Raw genomic sequence first — 22668 nt, 5'->3', positions numbered from 1 at the left:
CTTCGGGGTCGTTCCACGTGCGGATGATAGTGAGGGGGCGGGAAGCGCGGGGCGCCCGCCGGAGGGGGTAGCTCTGGAGAGGTAGCCCTAGGATGTCGGCCAGACCGTGAGGTCCCCCATCAGGAAGTTGACCCCGCTGTCGGGCAGGTAGGTCGACTTGATCTGGATCACGAGCATGCCGATGGCTCCGGAACGGTGCTTGACGCAGATCCGGCTCCCCTCAGCCACGACGACGAGCGGGAGTTCACTGCTGCGAGTACTGGACCCCGCGAGGTAATGGCGGCACTCCTCATAGGAATTGGTCGGCTCGGCTGGGAGATAACCCATCGCGCTGGTGCTACTCCGCAAGGTGCAACGGGAGTTGCCGCAGACGAGCCGGACATCCCCTTTACGGTCGTCGCGTTGCCCCTGCGCGTCGAGGCTGATCGAGTTCTTCTCGTCCAGCCTCACCAGCGGATGCGCGACCGCTTCCGGCAGGCCGGAGACCGGCTGTCCGGCCGATCCCGCCGCCTCGCCACCGGCGGCCCCGTCCGGGAGGGCCTTCTCCGACGCGTCTTTCCCCGAGGCCGACGGCGAGGGCGCGGCCGAGGAGGACGCACCGTCCCTGCCACGGTTCAGCTCCGAGATCTCCGACCCCAGCCATGCCAGCGCCGCCAGCAGCGGAACGGCCATCAGCGCGCCGACGCCCGCGATGAGCCGCGTGCGGCGCCGCCCTGCCCGTAGTACCTCGGAGGGATCTCGTACCTCGGAGGGGCGTAGTACTTCGGAGGGAGGCGCCCACGGGTTGGTGGCCGAGAGGGTCGGTACGAGCGTGGGCTCGGGCGCCGGCACCGGTGGCCCCACCACGTCACGCCATACCTCCGGTCCCCCGGAGGTATCAGCCTCGGGCCCCAGCTCCCGCCGGCACCAGGCGACGACCTCCGCGGGGGTGGCCCGCTCCTCGGGGTCGGCGGCCAGGCAGCGCGCGAGGACCGGCCGGAGCTGTTCGGGCAGCGCCGACAGGTCGGGGGCGGAGTTCACGATCCGGTACATCACGTTGAGCGCGGTACCGCTCCCGTACAACGGCTCCCCGAGTGCGGCGAACGCCACGGTCTGGCCGAGGGAGAACACGTCGGCCGCCGGGGTGATCTCACCTGCGGACGCCTGTTCCGGTGCCATGAACTGCGGTGTGCCGATGGTGGCGCCCTGCGTGGTGTGCACGGTGCTGTCGAGGGCCGTCGATATCCCGAAGTCGATGACCCGGGGCCCGTCGGAGGCGAGCAGGACGTTGGAGGGCTTCAAGTCCCGGTGGACGACGCCGACTTCGTGGATGGCCTGGAGCGCCTCGGCGACCCCGGCCATCAGCCACAGCACCGCCGGCACCGGCAACGCCCCGCGCCGGGCGACGAGTTGGGACAGCGACGGCCCGGGCACGTAGAGCGTGGCGAGCCAGGGCGGTACGCCGTCCGCGTCGGCGTCGACCAACTCCGCTGTGTACGCGCCCCGTACGCGCCGAGCGGCCTTCACCTCGCGGTGGAACCGCCTCCTGAAGACGGGGTCGTCGGACAGCTCCGGCCGCACGACCTTGACCGCGACGGCCCGGCCGCCCTGCGTGTACGCCAGATAGACCCGCCCCATGCCCCCGGCACCCAGGCGCGCCACCAGCCGGTATCCGCCCGCGACTTGAGGGTCGTCCCGCTGGAGCGCCTCGAATCCGCCGCCCTCGTTCCCCAAGGCCGTCCATCCCCCCTGCTGTTCGAACGATCAGCAGGAGCCTAAGGGGCGGACAGCCCCGGCAGGTCCAGAGGGCTGGCGAATCAGCTGCTCACGCGCCGGTTTCCGGGGCCCGCGCACAGCAGAGGCCGGGGAAGGGCGTTCCCTTCCCCGGCCTCGGTGGCACCCCCTACCGGGGTACTACGGGTACGGGGGTACTACGGGGTGACCGCGTCCGACGGCGTGCCGGCCTGCGGGACGAAGGCCAGCGCGTCCCAGGCGATCGCCGCGTCACCCGTACCGTCGGCCGTGGCCGAGCTGAGGGAGACGCTGGGGGTCCCCCGGAAGTCGTACGACCCCAGGGAGAGCCAGGTGTTCTTGCCGCCGGTGTCCTGCGAGACCGTCTTCTCCAGGACCGTGCCGTCACCGAGGTCGATGCGGTAGGTCGCCGAGGGGGTGTCGGCCTGGTGGTCGGGCAGGTGGACCATGACCCGGGCCCAGCCCTTCAGGGTGCGGTCGGGCGTCCAGGTGCCGGTGACGACCGAGTCCGTGAAGGTCGGCACCCGGGTGTGGGTGAGCCAGAAGTGCCCGCCGAACCCGGCCCCGAGCTGGTGGAAGTCGATCTTCGAGGGGTAGACCGTCGCCCCGTTCTGCACGGCCGAGCCGAAGGTGAACGTCAGCGTGCCCCGGCTGACCCAGTTCCGCTTCCCCGCACAGGGGTTGGCGGACCCGACGCGGAACTTCACGGTGTTCGGGACGTCGTCGACGATCAGCGCGTTCGGCGGCAGGGTGGAGGTGCAGGCCGCCGGGTGGGCCGGCGTGACCTTCGGCTCCGGGTCGGTCGCCTCATACGTGAGTACCTCGGTACCACAGGTCTTCGCGCAGTCGGTCCAGGTCACCGGCTTGTTCCACCAGCACTTGAAGTCGTCGCGCTGGCAGGGTCCCACCGGCTGGGTGGAGCCGGGTACCTGGTGCGGCTTGCTGGTGTCGCAGTTGTTGACGTCCGGCGCGCAGAACGTGTCGTGCGCGGGCTGCGCGTCCGGCGCGTTGCCGGTCGGCCAGGAGCCGACGGTGAACTGGGGGACGGGCTTGCCGGTCTCCGGGTCGTTCTTCTGGAGGGAGTACGCCGCCCAGCCCATCACCCTTTCGGGGTAGGTCCACAGGTTGGGGGTACGCGAGTCCGCGTACCCGGAGGAGAGGAACATCTTCCGGTCCGCCGGGTAGAGGCCGTTGGCCGGGTTGTTGAACCAGCCGAGGCCCCAGGGCGCCGAACTGTCCGTCGTACTGGGCAGGTTGAAGCCGCTGTTGTACGCCCAGAGCGCGAACCACCAGTTCTCCAGGTACTGCGGGTCGCCGCCGTTGGCGAGTACGCCGTTGTCGTGGAGCTGGTTCCACTTGTCCTGGAGGATGCGCAGCCCGGCGGCGATGTTCGCCGCGTAGTCGACGGTGATCGCCTTCTGCTGCTCGGGGGTGAAGGTCGTCGTGTCGGACTTCGCCATGCCGCTGGTGACCTGCGCGATGCCGTAACCGCAGTCCGCACCGGCCCAGTTGATGGTGTGGACGCTGCCGGCGTTGCCGTAGTAGCCGCCCTGGACGAAGTTGCCGCTCTCGCCCGCGGACGCCCGCGTCGTGGCCTGCACGAGGTTGGACTCCTGCGCGAGGACGCCGAGCATGATCTGCGCGGGAACCCGTCCGCCGCCCTTGAGCTGGAGCGGCGGGAACATGCCCTGCGGGGTGTACGACGCGAGGTCGGCGCCGTTCCAGCCCTTGCGGCGGCGCACGTCGAGCCTGCCCTGGACGGCGAGGTCGGTCGCCCACTCGACCATCTGCGGGGAGGGCTGGAGGGACTGGAGATTCGGGTCGTTGCGGGTGACCGCGCAGGCGCGGTCGGGGTCGGTCGTGCTGTGGGCGGGGTCATCGGCCGGGGGCTGTCCGCCGGTCCGGGTGCCCACGGGCTCCGTGCGGACGCTGTTGGTGTGCACACCGGCGTCCGAACTCGCCTTGCCCGCGCCGGACTTGGGGCCACCGAGCGCCGGTGACCGGGTCAGCCCCTGCGCCACCTGGAGCGCCTCGGGCTTCACGCGGAACGCGAAGTCGGCGCCGGTACCGGTCGCGAGGGCGTCGATGCCGACGGGCTGGGCGGTCCCGGTGTCCGCGACCGCGCCGGGCTCGGCGCCCGCCGCTTCGGTGCCGTTGCCGACGCCGGTCAGCGCGAGGGCGCCCTTCGTGGACACCTCGGCGGACGCGGGTACGTCGTCCAGGGTCCGCCAACTCGTCGGCAGATCCGCCTTCTTGAGCTTGTCGCCCGCGTCGGCGCCGGTGACGAAGACCTGCCCGCCGGTCCCGTGCACCGCGAGGGTGCCGAGCGCGCCCGAACCGAGCACTCGGTCGGTTCCGTCGGCGGTCACGCGACGGACCTGAACTGCCTTGTCCCCGGAGGGCACTTGGTAGGCGAGGCCGGTCTGCGCGTCGGGCACGAGCCGGAACGGCCTGCCGCCGGCCCGGGTGAGCGTACGGACGTCGCCCTTGCCGTTCACGGAGACGACGGAGTCGCCGGACGAGGCGGCGATCCCGGTCCCGAAGGGCACGGCCGAGGTCAACTGCCCTGCCACGGACTGCTGTCGGACGATCCTGCCCTGTCCGGCGTCGACGGTCAGCAGCTGGGTGTCGTCACCCTGCGGCCGGGTCAGCACGGCCTGTTCGCCGTCGCCGCAGCCGGGGTTGAAGTAGGCGAGGGAGACCAGTTCGGGAAGCTTGGTCACCGCGCCGTCGGTCAGGTCGACCACGGCGGCGAACGCGCCTTCCTGGAAGCCCTGTTGGTCGTTGGCGGCCTGGCGGGGCGCGTAGACGACGACCGCCTTGTCGCCCGAACCGGTCACGCAGGTCTGCCCGATCCACTGGTCGGTGTCGATACCGGGCTCGGAGAGCGTGGCGGCGGTGCGCCAGGCGTAGGCGTGTGCGGAGTCGGCGACGAGGACGTGGAATCCGGTCGCGTCACCGTCGTAGGTCACCATCCGGTCGCCCGACTTCCGCCAGTTCGACGGGAGTTGGGAGGTGTCCGTGACCCGGTCCGGCGGGGCGGCGCCGTCGGGCGACGACGGCCCGCTCAGCGTCGCCGAGGCGAGAGGGGCGACGATCGCCGTGGCGAGCACCGACATCACGCCGGCCGCCGCTATCCGTCCCCGCCTGCTTTTCGGCACCTGCCAGCGGTGCCTTCCTCCTGTGTTCTCACGAAAGACGCGCAAGGGTATTCCGTTTCCGTCCAGATGCGGCACGCGCATCGGCGAAGGTCTGGTGGCCGCACAGCACGGAGGGCCGGGGCCGATGAAACGGAAGTTATCAGTCCACTATGACCGGATCGGACCGGCGATTGCTGTACCGATCGGTATCCACGAAACATCCACGGGCGGCGGGAAACCCCCCGGAAACCTTGAACAAGCCATATCCCCACGCCCCCGGCACCTGCTCACCCCTCGAAGCGGTACCCCATACCCGGCTCGGTGATCAGGAAGCGGGGGTGGGAGGGGTCCGTCTCCAGTTTCCGGCGGAGCTGGGCCATGTAGACGCGCAGGTAGTTGGTCTTGTTGCCCCGGGTGATACCCCAGACCTCCTGGAGGAGGTACTTCTGGGTGACGAGGCGGCCGGGGTGGGTGACGAGGATCTCCAGGAGGTGCCACTCGGTCGGCGTAAGCCTCACGTCCCGGCCCCCGCGTACGACCTTCTTGGCGAGGAGGTCGATGGTGAAGGCGTCCGTCTCCACCCGGGTGGACTCGGGAGCCAGCGGCGTCTCCTCCGTACGGCGGACGGCGGCCCGCAGCCGGGCCAGCAACTCGTCCATGCTGAACGGCTTGATGACGTAGTCGTCCGCCCCCGCGTCCAGCGCCGCCACCTTGTCCTCCGAGGCCTGCCGGGCCGACAGGACCATGACCGGTACGCGGGTCCACAGGCGCAGCGCCCTGAGGACCTCGACGCCGTCCATGTCGGGCAGGCCGAGGTCCAGCAGGACGACGTCCGGCGGGCGGGCGGCGGCGAGGCGCAGGGCCGTCGTGCCGTCGGGGGCGGCGTCGACGTCGTAGCGCCGTGCCTGGAGGTTGATCACGAGGGCTCGGACGAGCTGCGGGTCGTCCTCGACCACCAGCACCCGCGTCATCTCAGTGCGCCTTCCTCACTGCCGGGCCACCAGTGCCTTGAGAGCGATGTTGAGTTGGAGGACGTTGACCCGGGGGTCGCCGATGAAGCCGAGGGTGCGGCCCTCGGTGTGGTCGTCGACCAGCTTCTCGACCGCCGCGAGCGGCAGGTGGTTGTTCAACGCCACTCGGTGGACCTGGAGTTCGGCGTACGCCGGGGAGATGTCCGGGTCGAGGCCCGAGCCGGAGGAGGTGACCGCGTCGGCGGGTACGTCCGACGGCTTCACCGTGTACCCCGGCACCGAGTTGTCCTTGACGACCTTCGCCTTCGCGTCGTCGACCTGCTTGAGCAGCGTCCCGCTGTCGGCAGACAGGTTCGTCGCGCCCGAAAGCAGCAGCTTGTAGCGGGTGTTGACGGAGTTCTCGCCGAGGCCGTTCGCGGGCCGCCCCTGGAAGTAGTCGAGGCTGTAGCCCTGTTGGCCGATGAGCGACGAACCCACCACTTTTCCTTGGGACTTGATCTCGGAGCCGTTGGCCTTGCCGCGGAAGGCGGCCTGGGCGATCCCCGTCACCACCAGCGGGTAGATCACACCGGTCACCAGGGTCAGCACGAGCAGCGCCCGCAGGGCTGCGACCAGCAACCTGGCTGTGTTGGTAAGGGAGTTGTTCATGGGAGTCAGCCGATCCCGGGGATGAGGGAGATGAGGAGGTCGATGAGTTTGATGCCGATGAACGGCGCGATCAGCCCGCCGAGTCCGTAGATCGTGAGGTTGCGGCGCAGCAACCTGTCGGCGCTGACGGGCCGGTAGCGCACGCCCTTCAGGGAGAGCGGCACGAGCGCGATGATGATCAGCGCGTTGAAGATGACGGCCGACAGGATCGCGGAGTTCGGCGAGGACAGGTCCATGATGTTGAGCTTGTCCAGGCCCGGGTAGACGGCCGCGAACAGCGCCGGGATGATCGCGAAGTACTTCGCGACGTCGTTGGCGATCGAGAACGTCGTCAACGCGCCCCGGGTGATGAGGAGTTGCTTGCCGATCTCGACGATCTCGATCAGCTTGGTCGGGTCGGAGTCGAGGTCGACCATGTTGCCGGCCTCTTTCGCGGCCGACGTACCGGTGTTCATCGCGACGCCGACGTCGGCCTGCGCGAGGGCGGGGGCGTCGTTGGTGCCGTCGCCGGTCATCGCGACCAGCTTGCCGCCCGCCTGCTCCCGTTTGATCAGCGCCATCTTGTCCTCGGGCGTGGCCTCGGCGAGGAAGTCGTCGACCCCGGCCTCCTCGGCGATCGCCTTGGCGGTCAGCGGGTTGTCGCCCGTGATCATCACCGTGCGGATGCCCATCCGGCGCAGTTCCTCGAACCGCTCCCGCATGCCGTCCTTGACGACGTCCTTGAGGTGGATGACGCCCAACACCCGGGCCCCGTCGGCGTCTTCGACGGCGACCAGCAGCGGGGTGCCGCCCGCCTGGGAGATCCGGTCGGTCAGCTCCTGGGCGTCGGCGGCGACTTCACCGCCCTGTTCGCGAACCCAGGCCACGACGGAGGCCGTTGCCCCCTTGCGGACCTTACGGCCGTCCAGGTCGACGCCCGACATCCGGGTCTGCGCGGTGAAGGCGATCCACTCGGCGTGGCTCAACTCCCCTTCGTGGCGCTCCCGCAGCCCGTACTTCTCCTTGGCGAGGACGACGATGGAGCGGCCCTCGGGGGTCTCGTCGGCCAGCGACGACAGCTGCGCGGCGTCGGCGACCTCGGCCTCGGTCGTACCGCGCACGGGCACGAACTCGGCCGCCCTGCGGTTGCCGTAGGTGATGGTGCCGGTCTTGTCGAGCAGCAGCGTCGAGACGTCCCCGGCGGCTTCAACTGCCCTGCCGGACATGGCGAGTACGTTGCGCTGCACGAGCCGGTCCATGCCGGCGATGCCGATCGCGGAGAGCAGCGCGCCGATCGTCGTCGGGATCAGGCAGACGAGGAGCGCGACCAGGACGACCATCGTCAGGTGGGTGCCCGCGTAGGTGGCGAACGGCGGGAGCGTGGCGCAGGCGAGCAGGAAGACGATGGTCAGCGAGGCGAGCAGGATGTTCAGCGCGATCTCGTTGGGCGTCTTCTGCCGGGCGGCGCCCTCGACGAGGTTGATCATCCGGTCGATGAACGTCTCGCCGGGCTTCGTCGTGATCTTGATGACGATGCGGTCGGAGAGGACCTTCGTCCCGCCCGTGACGGCGGAGCGGTCACCGCCCGACTCCCGTATGACGGGGGCCGATTCACCGGTGATCGCCGACTCGTCGACCGAGGCGACCCCTTCGACGACGTCGCCGTCACCGGGGATGACGTCACCCGCCTCGCAGACGACGAGATCCCCGATCTTCAGCTCCGTGCCCGGGACTTGGGTCCCGTCGACCTTGCGCGCGACCGTGTCGGTCTTGGCCTTGCGCAGCGTGTCGGCCTGCGCCTTGCCGCGTCCTTCGGCGACCGCCTCCGCGAGGTTGGCGAAGACGACGGTCAGCCACAGCCACACGCTGATCGTCCAACCGAACCAGTCCGTAGGGTCCTTGAAGGAGAAGACGGTCGTCAGCACCGACCCGATCCACACCACGAACATCACGGGCGACTTGACCATCACCCGCGGATCGAGCTTGCGGAACGCCTCCGGCAGCGACTTCAGCAACTGCTTCGGGTCGAACAGCCCTGCGCCCACCCGGTTCTGGGCGGAGTCCCGGCCGGCCGGCGCGTCCTGGTGCGGTGCGAGGGTGGGAGTGGACATCGCGTCCTCTTGGTCCTTCGTACGAGTCGTCATGACGCCAGCCCCTCCGCCAGCGGTCCCAGCGCCAGCGCCGGGAAGTAGGTCAGCCCCGTGATGATGAGGATCGCGCCGACCAACAGGCCGGTGAACAAGGGCTTTTCGGTGCGCAGCGTGCCCGCCGTCGCCGGTACGGGGCGCTGCTCGGCGAGCGAGCCGGCCAGCGCCAGCACGAACACCATCGGCAGGAACCGCCCAAGTGCCATGGCCAGCGCGGTCGTTGTGTTGTACCAGTCGGTGTTGGCGTTGAGTCCGGCGAACGCGGAGCCGTTGTTGTTCGCGGCCGACGTGAACGCGTACAGCACCTCGGAGAAGCCGTGCGCACCGGAGTTGAGCATCGAGTGCGGCGGCGTCGACATCGCCATCGACACGGCCGTGAACACCAGGACCAGCGCCGGGGTGACGAGGATGTAGCAGGCGGCGAGCTTGATCTCGCGGGCGCCGATCTTCTTGCCGAGGTACTCGGGCGTACGGCCGACCATCAGGCCGGCGATGAACACCGCGATGATCGCCATGATCAGCATGCCGTAGAGGCCGGAGCCGGTGCCGCCGGGCGCGATCTCGCCCAGCATCATGCCGAGCATCGCGATGCCGCCGCCGAGGCCGGTGAAGGACGAGTGGAAGGAGTCCACCGCGCCGGTCGAGGTGAGCGTCGTCGACACCGCGAAGAGGGACGATCCGCCGACCCCGAAGCGCACCTCCTTGCCCTCCAGCGCGCCGCCCGCCGCCTCCAACGCCGGTCCGTGGTGGGCGAATTCGGTCCACATCATCAGCGCGACGAAGCCGACCCAGATGGCGGCCATCGTCGCGAGGATCGCGTAGCCCTGCTTCACCGAGCCGACCATGACGCCGAACGTCCGGGTCAGCGAGAACGGGATGACGAGGATCAGGAAGATCTCGAAGAGGTTGGTGAACGGCGTCGGATTCTCAAAGGGGTGCGCCGAGTTGGCGTTGAAGTAGCCGCCGCCGTTGGTGCCGAGCTCCTTGATGGCCTCCTGCGAGGCGACCGCGCCGCCGTTCCACTGCTGGGAACCCCCCATGCTGTGCCCGTTGAAAAACTGACCGACTTCATGGATGCCGGAGAAGTTCTGGATCACGCCGCAGGCGACGAGGACGACGGCCGCGAGCGCCGCGCCGGGCAGCAGGATGCGGGTGACTCCACGCACCAAGTCGGCCCAGAAGTTGCCGAGTTCACCGGTCCGCGAGCGCGCGAACCCGCGGACGAGCGCAACCGCGACCGCGATGCCGACGGCCGCGGAGACGAAGTTCTGCACGGCGAGCCCGGCCGTCTGCACGACATGGCCCATGGTCTGTTCGCCGTAGTACGACTGCCAGTTGGTGTTCGTCACGAACGACACGGCCGTGTTGAACGACTGCGCCGGGTTCACCGAGTCGAAGTGCAGCGAGCCGGGCAGGATGCCCTGGAGGCGCTGGAGCAGGTACAGGAACAGCACGCCGACGGCCGAGAAGGCGAGCACCCCGCGCAGGTACGCGGGCCACGTCATCTCCGTGTCGGGGTTGGCGCCGATGCCCCGGTAGATCCACTTCTCGACGCGCAGGTGCCCGCCGCTGGAGTAGACCCGGGCCATGTAGTTGCCGAGGGGGACGTAGGCGAGCGCCAACGCGCCGATGAGTGCGAGGAGTTGCAGAACTCCCGCGAGTACGGGACCCATGGGATCTCAGAACCTCTCCGGGAAGATCAGGGCGAGGACGAGATAGCCCAGCAGGGCGACGGCCACGATCAGGCCGACGACGTTCTCGACGGTCACAGCTTCGCCACCCCCTTGGCGGCGAGAGCCACCAGCGCGAACACCGCGACCGTGGTGACGACGAAGGCCAGGTCGGCCATCGCGAGCTCCTGAGAAGGATCGAATGCATCCGCAAGCGGATCGGACGCATTCGAGGAAACCTCCCGGACCGGCGGTTTCCGACCCCTCTTGACGGGTCCCATACGGCGCCGGACGCCCCTTTGACGGGTCCCATACGGGGTAGCTCTCGCGGGGGACGTGCGGCATCCCCCGCGAGGGTTAACACCCCAGGTGTACGACCTGAGCCGTACGGTTCACGCCCGCGCGGCCCGCAGCAGCTCCGCCGCCTCCTCGGCGACCCCCGGCGACGCCAGCAGCAGCGGCGTGTCGTACGCGGGCAGCTCCGGCAGGGCCACGGCGCCGGCCTCGGTCGCGATCAGCAGGGCGGGCAGGCCGTCGATCGGGTGGAACTCGCCGATCGCGGCGGCGCTCGCGCGGCCCGCCGCGACCTGGACCAGGGAGAGGGCGGTGGAGCCCATCACGCGGACCGTGCAGTGCCGCTCGGCGAGCGCGGCGAGGAGGGCGTCGAGGCCGGTCCAGTGCCGGTGCGCGGCCCACTCGGTCATGAAGACGTGGCCCGTGAGGGTCGTGTGCGGGTCGGCCTTCAGAGGTACGCCGTTCAGGTGAGCGCCCCGGCCCTTGAGCGCGGTGAAGACCTCGCCCCGCCAGGGGTCGGCCACCACGCCGAGCAGCGGGCTGCCGTCGGGCGCGGCGAGGCCCAGGGAGAAGGAGCACCAGCCGATGCCGTGCGCGTAGTTCGTGGTGCCGTCGATGGGGTCGATCAGCCAGTGCGGCGCGTCGGGGACGCCGTCCGTGGTCCCGTACTCCTCGCCGACGATCCCGTACGACGGGAACGCGCGGGTGAGGACCTCGCGGACGTGTGCCTCCACCTCCTCGTCGCGGTCGGTGACGATGTCCGCCGGGCCGTCCTTCTGGCGTACCTCCTGAGGACGAGGCCGGCGGATCACCTCCGACGCCCAGTACGCCAGCTCCTGTGCGACCTCCATCGCCGCGTCGAGGTCCACCTCGTCACGCACAGCTCTTCACCACGCCTTCCACGTCGTTGCTGATGATCGCGTCCACGCCCCAGGAGATCAGTTCTTCCCGCCGGGCGGCGTCGTCCACCGTCCAGCAGCTCACCTTGATGCCCCGGGTATGCCATACCCGTACCTCTTCAGAGCTCAGGAACCGGTGCTCGGGGTTGTAGTACTGGGGGCGTACGGCGGTGAGGACCGGTTCGGCCGGGGGTTCGGCGCCGTACCAGCTGAGGAAGAGGGTGACGCGGTCGTCCCGGGCCCGGACGGCGGCCATCGCCTCGGCCGAGCCGCAGAACATGGCGCCGGTTCCGCCGGTCTCGGCGAGGGCGGCGACCGCGATCCCGGGGTCGCCGGTGTCGAGGAGCAGCGGCCGGTCGGCGGTCCCCAGCGCCTCGGCGAGGGTGGGGACCTCGGGGGCGAGGGCGCGCAGCTCGGACAGGGTGAGGTCGGCGACGCGCTCGGGGCGGTCCCAGAGGCGGCTGAGGTCGTCGTCGTGGTGCAGGACGAGGACGCCGTCGGCGGTACGTCTCAGGTCCACCTCGATCGCGCCGGGCCCGGCGGCGGAGGCGAGCCGGATCGCGGCGAGGGTGTTCTCGACGGCGCCTCGGGGGTCGCCCCGGTGGGCGACGGCGAGGGCGCTCACGCGGCGGCGCCCTGGGCGTCGTAGCTCTCGGGTGTGCCGTGCTTCCGGGCGTCGCTCCCCGGCACGTCACTCTCAGGTACGTCGCTCTCAGGTACGTCGTACGACAGAGCGCGCCCGGCCGAGACCCGTACCCGCTCCCCCACCCCGGGCGTACCCCCTGTGAGGTACGACCTGAGAGCTACCCCGCCGGTCTCCAGCCGCAGCACGACCTCCGTGAAGTGCCCCCTGGGAAGTACCCGGGTAACCACCGCCGGGCTGCCGTCCTCGGCTCCTATCCGGATCTCCTCCGGGCGGATACCGACCGTCTTCCCCGGCCCGGCGGGTCCCACCAGTTCGGCGCAGCGCAGGAGTTCCGTGCCGTCGGGGTGGCGCAGGACACCCTGGTCGGCGGTGACCTCGTCGAGCCGGTTGAGGCTGCCGACGAACTCCGCGGTGAAGAGGGTGGCCGGCGTGCGGTAGAGGTCGTCGGGTGCGGCGTACTGCTCGATGCGGCCCGCGTTCATGACGGCGATGCGGTCGGCGACGCTGAGGGCCTCGTCCTGGTCGTGGGTGACGAACAGGGTGGTGATGCCCAGGCGTTGCTGGATGTCGCGGATCTCCTCGCGGACACGTTCGCGGAGCTTGGCGTCCAGGTTGGACAACGGCTCGTCCAGCAGCAGGAGTTGGGGCTGGAGTGCCAACGCCCTTGCCAGGGCGGTGCGTTGCTGTTCGCCGCCTGAGATGCGGGCCGGATAGCTGTCGGCGTGGTGGGTGAGGCCGACCAGGTCGAGGGCCTCGGTGACGCGCCGTCTCGCCTCGTCCTTGGGGACCTTGTGCATCTTGAGGCCGAAGCCGACGTTGCCCGCGACGGTCATGTGCGGCCAGAGGGCGTAGTTCTGGAACACCATGGCGGTGGGCCGCCGTTCGGGCGGGACGGCCGCGTAGTCGGTGCCGCCGATCTCGACCCGGCCGGAGTCGGGGGTCAGAAATCCCGCCGCCATGCGGAGAGTTGTGGTCTTCCCGCAGCCCGAGGGGCCGAGCAGGCAGACCATCTCGCCGGGTTCCACGCGCAGTTCGAGGCCGTCGACGATCGTCCGGCCGCCGAGCGTCTTGCTGAGTCCGGCCAGAACCAGCCCTGAATTCATCGCAGTTGGAACCCTTCGGCGAGATGGCCGCCCATGATGTGCCGGCGTACGCCGAACAGCAGGACCACGGACGGGATGGACAGCAGGAGCGAGAAGACGGCCGCGACGCCCTCGGGGTAGTTGGTGACCATGCTGTACATGGCGGTCGGCATGGTCAGGTAGACCGGTGCGCCGACGAGCAGCGTGCCCTGGGCCTCGTCGAACGCGGCGAGGAAGGAGAGGATCACCGCGACGAGGATGCCGGGGCGGGCGATCGGCAGGGTCACGCGCCAGAACACGGTCAGCGGACCGGCTCCCGCGTCACGCGCGGCCTCCTCCAGGCTGCGCGGCACCGAGGAGAACGCGGCAGCGGGCAGCCACGTCATGAAGACGACGGTGCCGAGGAGTTGGACGATGACGACGCCCCAGAACGTCGTCATCAGGTTGAGCGTGTAGAAGAGCGACGCCATCGCGACGTACAGGCCGATCTTCGGGAAGGCGTTCACCGAGAACAGCGCGACGAGGAAGAAGCGGCGGCCGGGGAAGTCGAACCGGGAGAACGCGTACGCGGCGGGCAGGCAGACGACCGCCGACAGCAGGGTGGCGACCGGCGCGAAGACGAAGCTCCAGCGCACGGCGGCGACCAGGTCGGGGTTGTCGGCGACGGCCCGCCACCAGCGCAGCGTCCACTCCTGCGGGAGGAGTCCGGGATAGCGCCAGGTGCCGGCGAACGCGTGCGGGAAGAGCCACAGCAGCGGGCCGAGGACGAAGAGGGCGAGGAGCCCGACTCCCAGGCCGGTGAGGGTCTTTCGGAGGATGCGTACGGTCATCGGGCCGCCGCCTTCCTGGCCTCGCGGACGTTGGCCCGGACGTACGCCACCCCTACCAGCGAGGCCAGCGCGAACACGACGACGGCCATCACCAGGGACTGCTGGGGCTGGTTGTAGGACTGGAAGGTGTTCGCGAGCTGCACCCCGAGCATCGTCGGCGCCGTAGGACCTACGAGGTAGGGGACGGTGTAGCTCCCGAGTACGGAGATGGTGGTGAACGCGGCGGTGATGACGGCCGGTACGCCCGCCATCGGCAGGAGCACCCGGAGTATTACCTGGGTACGACCCGCCCCCGCGTCCCGGGCCGCCTCGATCAGGGCGTCCGGTACGGCGGCCAGCCCCGAGGACAGCACGAGGACCGCGAAGGGCAGGTTGGTCCACACCTGGCCGATCACCACGCCCCAGATCGTGTAGCTGAGGCGGGGTGCGTGGCTCCAGCCCAGCGCGTGCGCAAGGGTGGTGAAGGCGCCGTCGCCCGCGTAGAAGGTGAGGATCGCGTACGAGCCGATCACCGCGGGCAGGAACAGCGGGGTGATCGCGAGGGCGCTGACGATCTTCGCGGTGCGTCCGCCGGTGAGGCGCGCGTACAGGGCGACGGTCAGCGCGAGCGCGAACACGGCGACGACGCTCAGGAGGGTGACCTCGACCGTGACCGTCAGGCTGCGCAGGAAGGCGTCGCCGGTCAGGACCTCGCGGTAGGCGCCGAGGGTGCCCCACCAGTGGTCGGCGGCGTGCTGGTGCAGGCCGATCGCGGCGATGACGGAGTTGAGGCCGCCGAAGTGGCCGAGCGTGTACAGCACGCCGGAGACGACCGGGATACCGACGAAGAAGGCGACCAGGAGGAGCGGCGGGAGCACCAACAGGCCGCCGGGGCGGGGGCGTTGGCGTCGTACGCCGCTCGCCGGCCGGGTTGTCGCGCCGGCCGGGCCGGGGCCCGGGGTGCGACGTCCCGCGCCCCGACCCCGTACGCGTTCGGTGGAACTCACTGGCCGGGGACCTTCTGCTGCCACAGGTTGTTCATGTCGTTGCCGGTCTTGCCGGAGTAGCCGGGGCGCAGCTTGGTGACGTCGACTCCCGTGAAACGGGCGGCAGTTGCCTTCGGGAGTTCGGCCAGCGGGATCACCGGGTAGGCGGCGAGGTTCTTGACGATCGCGTCCTGCTGGGCCGCTTCCAGGAAGAAGTCGGCGAGTTTCAGCGCGGCCTTCTGCTTGGTGCCGCCCTTGGGGATGCCGATGTAGGAGGCGCCGCCGGTGAAGGTCGGCGAGGAGATCTGGGTGAACTTCACGGTCGGGTCGAGCGTGTGGTTCTGGACCGCGGAGAGGTACATGTCGGACCAGACCGGCGCGATGGAGATCTGCCCCTTGGCGAGGAGGTCGAGGACGGCCTGGTTGCCGTTGGGGTAGACCCCCTTACCGTAGACGTACCCGTTTAGACCCTTGAGGTCGGTGAACCCGGCGTCCCACTTGGACTCCAGCGAGGCGTCGTACCCCGTCTGGAAGGTCTTCAGGGTCGCCGCGTCGAGGTGCCGGTCGAGGGTCGTCTCTACGAACGAGCCGCCGGAACCGCCGGTGGAGGGGCTGTTGTAGGCGAACTTGCCGGGGTTGGCCTTGATCCAGGCCACCAGGTCGTCGTACGTCTTCGGCGGGGTCTTCACCTTGGTGGCGTCATACGCGAGGACTACGGAGGAGCCCCGGTAGGGAACGGCCGCGTTGTCCACCGGACCGAGGAGTGAGGGGTCCACCTTCTTCAGGTTCGGCACATTCGCCGACGACACCGTTGTCAACAGGCCCGCCGCCGCCGCGTCCGGCGTGATCGAGGACTCGATGACGTCGTACCCGGCGTCGCGCTTCGTCTTCGCGGCGGCCTGGAGCTTCGCGAGCGTCGCGGCGTCGGCGACACCGTGCGCCGAATAGACGACCTTGACCTGGTAGCCGGGGTTCGCCTTCTCGAAGGCCGGGACGACGATGTCCTGCCACAGCTTCTGGATGTTCGTGTCCCCGCCGACGTACGCGGTGAGGTGGCGGTCCGAGCCGCCGCTCGCCGAGGCCGACGAACACGCCGAGGCGGCGAGGGCGAGCCCCCCGGCACACAGCACGGCGACCGCCGTACGCACGGAACGGGCGGACACTGCGGTCCGGACGGGAATCCGGTGGGACATGGTGAGGCTCCGGCCAATCGATACGGAAGGGGGTGTTCCGCACGATAAGCACCACACCCGACCGGGCACAGGAACCTCCGGGTGAACCCGGAGTGACGCCTGGAGAGCCATTCCCTGTCACCTTACGCCCCATTTGCACCGCTCTTACCTGGGGCCTTCAAGCGGCCGTCATCAGGCGCCTTGGGGATGCAGGAGCCGCGCCAGCAGGTCGTCCAGGGTGACCAGCCCGGTGAGCCGGCCCTGTTCGTCCCGTACGACCGCCAACGTGGCCCGGCGGCGCCGGAGTTGCTCGATCGCCTCGGCAACGGTGTTCTCCGGAGCCAGTTCGGGGACCGGGCGGGACAGCTCCCGGGCGGTGGTGGAGCGGTGCCGGGAGCGGGCGACGAGGGCGTCGCGCGCGTGCACCGAGCCGACGACCGTGTCGCCGTCGCGGACCAGCAGGCGGCTGCGGTCGTGGGCGGTGGTGAGCGCGAGGATCGCCTCGACGTCCGCGTCGGCCGGGACCGACGTGATCTCGGCGGCGGGCACCTGGAGTTCGGCGACCGGCAGCTGAGGCTCCGTCAGAGAGTTGGTGATCAGCTCGGAGTCGTCCTTGCTGATCAGCCCGAGCCGCTCCGACTCCTCGACGAGGTGGGCGAGTTGCTCCCGGTTGTGGACGGACGCCAGCTCGTCGCGCGGGGTGACCCGGCAGAGCCGGACCAGTGCGTTGCTCAGCGCGTTCAGGACGCGGATGACCGGCCGGACGGCCTTCACGACGCCCCGGAACATCGGGGACAGCAGCATCGCCGAGCGCTCGGGATGCGCGATCGCCCAGGATTTCGGGGCCATTTCACCGACGACCATGTGCAGGAAGACAACCACGATCATCGCGACAGCGAAGGCGATGCCGTAGCTGAGCGCGCTCGGCAGACCCAAGTCGTGCAGGAGCGGGTCGAGTTCGTGGGAGATCGCCGGTTTGGACACCGAGCCGAGCCCCAACGTGCAGACGGTGATGCCGAGTTGGGCGCCCGCCAGCATCAACGACAGTTCCCGCATGCCCGCGAGGGCCGCGCCGGCGCCGCGCTGCCCTTCGGCCGCCGCCTTCTCCATGCGGTGCCGTTTGGCCGCCACGAGCGCGAACTCGGCGGCGACGAAGAACCCGCTGCCGACCAGCAGCAAAAGGGTCACGAAGAGTGCCATCGGGAAGCTCATGACGACCGCACCTCCAGGCGGACCCGCTCCGGCACGTGCCGGTCGAGCGTACGGACGTCGATCGTGGCCGAACTCCCATCCGTAAGAGGGATGTTCAGGCTGTCCCCGACCGTCGGGAAGCGGCCCAGCCGGTCGACGATCAGGCCCGCGACGGTGTCGTAGTCCTCCTCCTCGGGGAGGACCACGCCGGTGGCCTCGGCGACCTCGTCGAGACGGCGGCCCGCGTCGACGAGCCAGCCGTCGCCGTCCGCGACGGCGATCTCGGTGATGCGGTCGCTCTCGTCGGCGATGTCCCCGACCAGTTCCTCGGCGATGTCCTCGTAGGTGACGATGCCGGCGACGCCGCCGTGCTCGTCGAGGACGACCGCGAACTCGTCGTCTCCGGTGCGCATGTGGTCAACGGCGTCGGGCAACGGGAGCGTGTCGGGCAGCAGCAGGGGGCGGCGGGCCGCGGCTCCGGCCGCCGTGACCGCCAGCCGATCGGCGGGCAGCGCCATCAACTCCCGTACGCCCAGCACCCCCGCGACGTCGTCGGGGTGGTCGCCGAGGACCGGATAGTTCGAGTGGCCGTGTTTCGCGATGAGTTCGACGGCCTCGGCCGCCGTCGCGTCCTTGCGGACGAAGACGGCGTCGGCGCGCGGCACCATCACCTCGTCGAGCGTCCGCTCGGAGAACTCCAGCGCGTGGTCGAGGAGTTGGGCGGTCGCGGTGGGCAACTCGCCCTGTTCCCTGGACTCTCCGATGAGATGGCCCAGCTCCTCCAGCGTCGCACCGTGGTGCAGCTCCTCGACCGGCTCGATACCGGCCTTGCGCAGCAGCCGGTTCGCGGCGCCGTCGAAGACGTGCACCACCGGACCGACGACCTTCAGGTACGTCAGGGTCGAGCCGGCCAGCGCCTTCGCGAGCCGCTCGGGTACGGCGATGGCGAGGTTCTTCGGCGCCAGCTCGCCGATGACCATCTGGACGACGGTCGCGAGCACGAAGGCGAGGACGACCGAGATCCCGCCGACCGCGCCCTCGGGGACGCCGACGTCGGTGAGGAGCGGTTTCAGCAGCGCGGAGACGGAGGGTTCCGCGATGAACCCGACCACCAGACCGGTGACCGTGATGCCGAGCTGGGCGCCGGAGAGCATGAAGGAGAGGCGTTCCAGCACCTTCAGCGCCCGGGTGGCTCTCCGGTCCCCCTTCTCGGCCTCCCTCGCGAGAGCCAGCCGGTCGGCGGAGACGTACGCGAACTCCTGGGCGACGAAGTACCCGGTCCCCAGCGTGAGGACCAGCACGGCCAGCAGGCCGAGCCAGGCTTCCACGGCGCTCATCGGACACCACCCCGCCGGGCGCCGTGGTCTGTGAGACCCGTAGTACTCAGGTATGAGCGGGATGGTCCGGGACTGTGTCCCGGGGAGTCCGTCGATCTGGCGGACACGCGTTCACTCCTTGATCGAAGAAACGTTCACTCCGAACGTTCACCATGGCAACGATTGTGGCCGAGACCCGGTTCCCGCGCCCGGCGGAAGACCGGCCCCACCTGTGTGCACAGCAACGCACAGCAACCGTTTTCAGCCGTTCCCGGCTCACGGGCGCGAAGCCTCTGCCCCGTCCCGTACCACCGACCCTATGCTGCTTCTACTTGAATGTAGAAGGCTCACGCGTGAAGAACCTCGCGCGTACCGGCCCGTGATGAAGGAGTGGACGCCACGATGGTGTTCAAGCGACTGCTCGGCTCGCTCGGCGTGGGCGGCCCCACGGTCGACACGGTCCTCGACCCGGCCCCCGTCCGCCCCGGCGGCGCCCTGTCCGGTCAGGTCCACCTCAAGGGCGGCAGCGCCGGCTTCGACATCGAGCACCTCACGCTCGAACTCGTCGCCCGGGTGGAGGTCGAGCACGAGGAGGGTGAGAGCGACGGCGTCGCCGTCTTCGACCGGACCGTCGTCGGCGGCGGCTTCCGGCTCACCGAGGGCGAGACCCGCAGCATCCCCTTCACCCTGACGCTCCCCTGGGAGACCCCGGTCACCGAGCTGTACGGTCAGCCTCTTGGCGTAGTACTCGGGGTGCGTACGGAGCTGGCGGTCGCCGGCGCCAAGGACAAGGGCGACCTCGACCAGCTCACCGTCACGCCGCTGCCCGCGCAGGAGGCGGTCCTTGAGGCGTTCGGCCAACTCGGCTTCGGTTTCCGCTCCGCCGACCTGGAGTACGGCCGGATCGCCGGGACCGGTCAGCAGCTCCCCTTCTACCAGGAGATCGAGATCACCCCGTCGCCCCAGTACGCGGGCGTCTTCAACGAGATCGAGGTGACCTTCCTGGCCGGCCCCTCCGGGGTGGAGGTAGTACTTGAGGCCGACAAACGTGCGGGGTACTCCTCCTCGGACACGCTGAGCCGCCACGTCGTCGGTCACCAGGACGTCCGCGACTGGAACGCCGAGGTCGAGGGGTGGGTACGGCAGCTCGCGGAGCACCGGGGGTCGTACGGGTACGGGGGTACGGGGTACGCCGGACCGGGGGTACCCGGGAGCTACGGGGAGCAGGCGTCGTACGGGGCGTACGGCGAGCCCGGCAAGCACGACCCGTACGGCCACGGCGGCGCCGTCGGCCACGAGGAGCACCGGCGTTCGGGGCCGGGTGTGGGGACGGCTATCGCGGCCGGGGCCGCCGGGCTCGCGGTCGGTGTCGTCGGCGGGATGGTCGCGGCGGAGGTCGTGGACGAGGTCGGCGACTTCTTCGAGGGCGACGACGAAGAGGGCGAGGACTGACGTGTTCGGGCTCAGTGAGCTGGCGGTCATTCTGATCGTCGTCATAGCCGTGCTGGCCGCGAAGAAGCTGCCGGACCTGGCGCGGTCGGCGGGGAAGTCGGCGCGGATCCTCAAGGCGGAGGCGCGGGCGGCGGAGGAGGAGGGGAACGAGGTGACCGAGGCGGGCGAGGGTACGCCTCGGGTCGTCCGGGGGGAGACGGTGAAGCGGGGTGAGGTGCCGCCGGATCAGCGGGCGGCGTCCTGAGGTAGTACCCGTGTAGTACTCAGGTCTCCCGGCGGGTCAGTCGTCCCCGTGGTGGCGGCGGATCCTGGACGCGACCTCGTTCTGTTCCGTCTCCCACCAGGGGCGTACCCGGTCTGCCTCTTCGGAGTGACTGGAGTGACCGGGGTGACCGGGCCGACCGGGGTGATCCGCGCGGGCGGGCTGACCGGCGCGGCCGGTGTCACCGGCGTCGGCGGCGCGGGCGGTGGTGTGGGAGCGGGCGGCGCGGGCCGCCTGTTCCTCGTCGAGGCGGCGGTCGAGTGCCGCCGCCTGGACGCGTTCCGTGCGCGCCCACTGCACGAGGATCGCCAACAGGAAGGGCAGCGCGACGAGTTCGGCGATGCTCAGCATGACGCCGCCGCCGAGCTGCTGGTCGTACCGGACGCTCGGCGCCCAGCCGGGGTGGTGGTGCAGGTACCAGGCGCCCGCGATGAGCGAGCCGTGCGTCATGACGACGAGGCCGGGCACGGCGTCGATGATGCCGTCGAGGAAGACCAGCGCGGCGCGCACGGGGTGGGTGCACCAGGCCGGGAGCGTCTCCTCCTTGGTGAGGACGGGTACGACGAACAGGCATCCGGCGGCGAGCAGGTTGAGGTACATCAGCTCGTGGAGCCAGCCGTCGCGCAGGGCCGTCGAGAAGTACGGCGTGAAGTAGACGGTCAGCTCGGTGAGCAGGACGAGGGCGGTACTGACGAGCGGGAACGTCAGCGCCCGTACGACCCGGCCGGTCATCGCCCGCCGGACCCGGCTCGCAGCCCGCTCCGGGAGCGCCTCGACCGCGAGCCGTAGCGGGTCGCCGAGCGCGAGGCCGAGCGGGGCGACGAGGTCCAGCAGGATGTTCTGGACGGCGGCGGGCCAGAACAGGACGTGGTCGTACACGGCTAGTCCCGACATCGTCGCGACGAGCAGCGTGCCGAGGCCGAGGACGGCGAAGGTGAGCGTCCGTACGACCGGCCAGCGTCCCCGCAGCCGCACCACACCCCAGGCGTACGCCCCGCCCAGCGCGGCGATGAGCAGCAGCGCCGGGACGTCGAGCTGCCAGGCGGTGAGGAAGTGGCCGGGGGTCGCGGCGGGCAGGGCGCTCATCAGGGTCGTACCTCTCAGGTATTGCTCCGGGGCAAAACGGTAGTACTACCTCTCAGGTATGACGGACGCGGGAGGGAAGCCGACGACCTGCCCTTGACCTCGACTTTGCTTGAGGTCCAAGGATGGGCGGCATGGACACGAACACGACAGACACCGAAGCGGCCGACGTCGCGGCGATCGAGAAGGTCGTCGCCGAAGTCGAGCGGACCCAGCGCGCCAAGGACGTAGAGGGGTTTCTCTCGCTGTTCCACCCCGAGGCGCTCTGGACGACCGGGCACGGCAAGGTGCTCGTCGGGCTCGACGCGATCGCCGAGTTCACGCGGGCCGTGCTGCCTGCCGCGAGCTGGGACGGGGAGGTCGCTTACGAGCCGGTGCGCATCCAGTTCCTGCGGCCCGATGTGGCGGCGGTCAAGGTGCGCCAGGTGTACCGGTCGGCGGAAGGGGTGGGCTCCGAGGGCGCCCCGCTCTACGTGATGAGCAGGCGGGGCGACGGGGTGTGGCTGCTGCACGCGTGCCAGAACACGGAGGTGAAGGCCGGGTAGCCGGCCGGGCCGCTCAGTGGCCGCCCTGCGGCTCGAAGCAACCGCCTTCCAGGTAGGGGCCGTTGGTCGACACCTGGTAGTTGGTCTTCTGGACGAACGCGGTGACGCAGGCGTCGTCGTGGACGCGGAGGCCGACGCGGGCGCCCTCGGGGGTGACGTAACCGCCGTTCTCGTACCGGGAGTCCATCGGCTTCACCTGGAGCGTGCCGCCCAGGGACTGGCCCTTCGCGTCGAAGTGCTCTTCCTTGTAGCCGAGTTGGAGCATCGCGGTGCGGACCGTCGCGGGGTCCCACTTCTTCTGCTGCCAGAGGCGCTTGAGGACGGGTTCGATGCGGGCGGCCTCGCGCTGGGCGTCGGCGGCGCTCGCGGGGGACATCTCGGCGGGGATGCGGAAGCCGTTGTTCTCGCGGTAGTGGGGGGCTCCGTCGCCGGCGCCGGGTTCCACGTAGGCGGGCATGGGTGGGGATGCCTCCTGACGGTTCGCCAGTCAAGAGCCGCGGAATAACGGCTCGTGCTCATGAGGCTAGGGGCGCAGGTGAGTTGGTCGCAACCAGTTCAGTCGCATACATGCTGATGGATAGTTGTTCGATTGACGGCATGCTCTACATTGGGTTGCGAACGAGAGGGGGCAACGATGCCTAGTGG

General features: G+C 70.0%; 21 protein-coding genes. 3 read left to right on the top strand and 18 right to left on the bottom strand.

What is annotated here, in order from left to right; translation table 11 throughout:
- Window positions 1–87: 87 nt before the first annotated feature.
- From AOK24_RS00605 to AOK24_RS00535, 16 genes are all read right to left on the bottom strand, one after another.
- Window positions 88–1713: a serine/threonine-protein kinase gene (locus AOK24_RS00605; RefSeq protein WP_055718039.1), complete on the bottom strand. Its 1626-nt coding sequence runs from the start codon at window positions 1711–1713 to the stop codon at window positions 88–90.
- Between the two features lie 197 nt (window positions 1714–1910).
- Window positions 1911–4892 (bottom strand): golvesin C-terminal-like domain-containing protein, encoded by a 2982-nt coding sequence (locus tag AOK24_RS00600; RefSeq protein ID WP_240553590.1) that lies wholly within the window; start codon window positions 4890–4892, stop codon window positions 1911–1913.
- A 266-nt stretch (window positions 4893–5158) separates the two neighbouring features.
- Window positions 5159–5842: a response regulator gene (locus tag AOK24_RS00595; protein ID WP_055718037.1), complete on the bottom strand. Its 684-nt coding sequence runs from the start codon at window positions 5840–5842 to the stop codon at window positions 5159–5161.
- 15 nt (window positions 5843–5857) lie between these two features.
- On the bottom strand, window positions 5858–6490 hold the full coding sequence (locus tag AOK24_RS00590; RefSeq protein ID WP_055718036.1) for a potassium-transporting ATPase subunit C: 633 nt from the start codon (window positions 6488–6490) through the stop codon (window positions 5858–5860).
- Between the two features lie 5 nt (window positions 6491–6495).
- On the bottom strand, window positions 6496–8613 hold the full coding sequence (gene kdpB, locus AOK24_RS00585) for a potassium-transporting ATPase subunit KdpB (protein ID WP_206191118.1): 2118 nt from the start codon (window positions 8611–8613) through the stop codon (window positions 6496–6498).
- Entirely contained in the window at window positions 8610–10289 is a 1680-nt protein-coding gene (gene kdpA, locus AOK24_RS00580; RefSeq protein ID WP_055718034.1) for a potassium-transporting ATPase subunit KdpA, read from the bottom strand. The genes kdpB and kdpA overlap by 4 nt, the downstream gene beginning before the upstream one ends.
- Window positions 10290–10295: 6 nt before the next feature.
- Window positions 10296–10385 carry a K(+)-transporting ATPase subunit F gene (kdpF, locus tag AOK24_RS00575; RefSeq protein WP_010351568.1) on the bottom strand — a complete coding sequence of 30 codons (90 nt, stop codon included), beginning with the start codon at window positions 10383–10385 and terminating at the stop codon, window positions 10296–10298.
- Complete coding sequence (locus AOK24_RS48250) at window positions 10382–10567, bottom strand: hypothetical protein (protein ID WP_133258202.1); 186 nt, start codon at window positions 10565–10567, stop codon at window positions 10382–10384. Before AOK24_RS48250 ends, kdpF begins: the two co-directional genes overlap by 4 nt.
- Before the next feature lie 111 nt (window positions 10568–10678).
- Entirely contained in the window at window positions 10679–11461 is a 783-nt protein-coding gene (locus AOK24_RS00570) for an inositol monophosphatase family protein (RefSeq protein ID WP_079056610.1), read from the bottom strand.
- The gene (locus tag AOK24_RS00565) at window positions 11454–12104 is read right to left on the bottom strand and encodes a glycerophosphodiester phosphodiesterase (RefSeq protein WP_055718033.1); all 651 of its coding nucleotides are present in this window, start codon (window positions 12102–12104) and stop codon (window positions 11454–11456) included. Before AOK24_RS00565 ends, AOK24_RS00570 begins: the two co-directional genes overlap by 8 nt.
- The gene (locus AOK24_RS00560; RefSeq protein ID WP_079056609.1) at window positions 12101–13228 is read right to left on the bottom strand and encodes an ABC transporter ATP-binding protein; all 1128 of its coding nucleotides are present in this window, start codon (window positions 13226–13228) and stop codon (window positions 12101–12103) included. Before AOK24_RS00560 ends, AOK24_RS00565 begins: the two co-directional genes overlap by 4 nt.
- Window positions 13225–14037 (bottom strand): ABC transporter permease, encoded by an 813-nt coding sequence (locus tag AOK24_RS00555; protein WP_055718032.1) that lies wholly within the window; start codon window positions 14035–14037, stop codon window positions 13225–13227. The genes AOK24_RS00560 and AOK24_RS00555 overlap by 4 nt, the downstream gene beginning before the upstream one ends.
- On the bottom strand, window positions 14034–15023 hold the full coding sequence (locus AOK24_RS00550; protein ID WP_240553589.1) for an ABC transporter permease: 990 nt from the start codon (window positions 15021–15023) through the stop codon (window positions 14034–14036). The genes AOK24_RS00555 and AOK24_RS00550 overlap by 4 nt, the downstream gene beginning before the upstream one ends.
- Window positions 15020–16195, bottom strand: coding sequence for an extracellular solute-binding protein (locus AOK24_RS00545; protein ID WP_055718031.1), 1176 nt, complete (start codon window positions 16193–16195; stop codon window positions 15020–15022). The genes AOK24_RS00550 and AOK24_RS00545 overlap by 4 nt, the downstream gene beginning before the upstream one ends.
- A 171-nt stretch (window positions 16196–16366) precedes the next feature.
- Entirely contained in the window at window positions 16367–17386 is a 1020-nt protein-coding gene (locus AOK24_RS00540) for a hemolysin family protein (RefSeq protein ID WP_055718030.1), read from the bottom strand.
- The gene (locus AOK24_RS00535) at window positions 17383–18702 is read right to left on the bottom strand and encodes a hemolysin family protein (RefSeq protein ID WP_055718029.1); all 1320 of its coding nucleotides are present in this window, start codon (window positions 18700–18702) and stop codon (window positions 17383–17385) included. Before AOK24_RS00535 ends, AOK24_RS00540 begins: the two co-directional genes overlap by 4 nt.
- 381 nt (window positions 18703–19083) lie before the next feature.
- Between AOK24_RS00535 and AOK24_RS00530 the strand changes: the two genes are divergently transcribed.
- Both AOK24_RS00530 and AOK24_RS00525 read left to right on the top strand, forming a co-directional pair.
- Window positions 19084–20133: a sporulation protein gene (locus AOK24_RS00530; protein ID WP_055718028.1), complete on the top strand. Its 1050-nt coding sequence runs from the start codon at window positions 19084–19086 to the stop codon at window positions 20131–20133.
- 1 nt (window position 20134) lies between these two features.
- Window positions 20135–20377, top strand: coding sequence for a twin-arginine translocase TatA/TatE family subunit (locus AOK24_RS00525; RefSeq protein ID WP_055718027.1), 243 nt, complete (start codon window positions 20135–20137; stop codon window positions 20375–20377).
- Between the two features lie 36 nt (window positions 20378–20413).
- Here AOK24_RS00525 and AOK24_RS00520 read toward each other — a convergent pair whose 3' ends face one another.
- Complete coding sequence (locus AOK24_RS00520; RefSeq protein WP_055718026.1) at window positions 20414–21481, bottom strand: cytochrome c oxidase assembly protein; 1068 nt, start codon at window positions 21479–21481, stop codon at window positions 20414–20416.
- Between the two features lie 131 nt (window positions 21482–21612).
- Here AOK24_RS00520 and AOK24_RS00515 point away from each other — a divergent pair, with 131 nt between their 5' ends.
- A complete protein-coding gene (locus AOK24_RS00515; RefSeq protein WP_079056611.1) occupies window positions 21613–22023 on the top strand; it encodes an SgcJ/EcaC family oxidoreductase in 411 nt (136 codons plus the stop codon).
- A 13-nt stretch (window positions 22024–22036) separates the two neighbouring features.
- Here the strand turns inward: AOK24_RS00515 and AOK24_RS00510 are convergent, their stop codons facing one another.
- The gene (locus AOK24_RS00510; protein ID WP_055718024.1) at window positions 22037–22480 is read right to left on the bottom strand and encodes a hypothetical protein; all 444 of its coding nucleotides are present in this window, start codon (window positions 22478–22480) and stop codon (window positions 22037–22039) included.
- Between the last annotated feature and the right edge of the window lie 188 nt (window positions 22481–22668).

This window comes from Streptomyces niveiscabiei (genome assembly GCF_001419795.1).
Lineage (GTDB): Bacteria > Actinomycetota > Actinomycetes > Streptomycetales > Streptomycetaceae > Streptomyces > Streptomyces niveiscabiei.
This window is presented reverse-complemented; position numbering and strand designations above follow the sequence as displayed.

Excerpts from the sequence above, each read along its gene's own strand:
- AOK24_RS00595 (WP_055718037.1), bottom strand. The coding sequence starts at position 5,842 with ATGACGCGGGTGCTGGTGGTCGAGGACGACCCGCAGCTCGTCCGAGCC.
- AOK24_RS00590 (WP_055718036.1), bottom strand. The coding sequence starts at position 6,490 with ATGAACAACTCCCTTACCAACACAGCCAGGTTGCTGGTCGCAGCCCTG.
- kdpB (WP_206191118.1), bottom strand. The coding sequence starts at position 8,613 with ATGACGACTCGTACGAAGGACCAAGAGGACGCGATGTCCACTCCCACC.
- kdpA (WP_055718034.1), bottom strand. The coding sequence starts at position 10,289 with ATGGGTCCCGTACTCGCGGGAGTTCTGCAACTCCTCGCACTCATCGGC.
- AOK24_RS48250 (WP_133258202.1), bottom strand. The coding sequence starts at position 10,567 with ATGGGACCCGTCAAGAGGGGTCGGAAACCGCCGGTCCGGGAGGTTTCC.
- AOK24_RS00560 (WP_079056609.1), bottom strand. The coding sequence starts at position 13,228 with ATGAATTCAGGGCTGGTTCTGGCCGGACTCAGCAAGACGCTCGGCGGC.
- AOK24_RS00555 (WP_055718032.1), bottom strand. The coding sequence starts at position 14,037 with ATGACCGTACGCATCCTCCGAAAGACCCTCACCGGCCTGGGAGTCGGG.
- AOK24_RS00545 (WP_055718031.1), bottom strand. The coding sequence starts at position 16,195 with ATGTCCCACCGGATTCCCGTCCGGACCGCAGTGTCCGCCCGTTCCGTG.
- AOK24_RS00540 (WP_055718030.1), bottom strand. The coding sequence starts at position 17,386 with ATGAGCTTCCCGATGGCACTCTTCGTGACCCTTTTGCTGCTGGTCGGC.
- AOK24_RS00535 (WP_055718029.1), bottom strand. The coding sequence starts at position 18,702 with ATGAGCGCCGTGGAAGCCTGGCTCGGCCTGCTGGCCGTGCTGGTCCTC.
- AOK24_RS00530 (WP_055718028.1), top strand. The coding sequence starts at position 19,084 with ATGGTGTTCAAGCGACTGCTCGGCTCGCTCGGCGTGGGCGGCCCCACG.
- AOK24_RS00520 (WP_055718026.1), bottom strand. The coding sequence starts at position 21,481 with ATGAGCGCCCTGCCCGCCGCGACCCCCGGCCACTTCCTCACCGCCTGG.
- AOK24_RS00515 (WP_079056611.1), top strand. The coding sequence starts at position 21,613 with ATGGACACGAACACGACAGACACCGAAGCGGCCGACGTCGCGGCGATC.
- AOK24_RS00510 (WP_055718024.1), bottom strand. The coding sequence starts at position 22,480 with ATGCCCGCCTACGTGGAACCCGGCGCCGGCGACGGAGCCCCCCACTAC.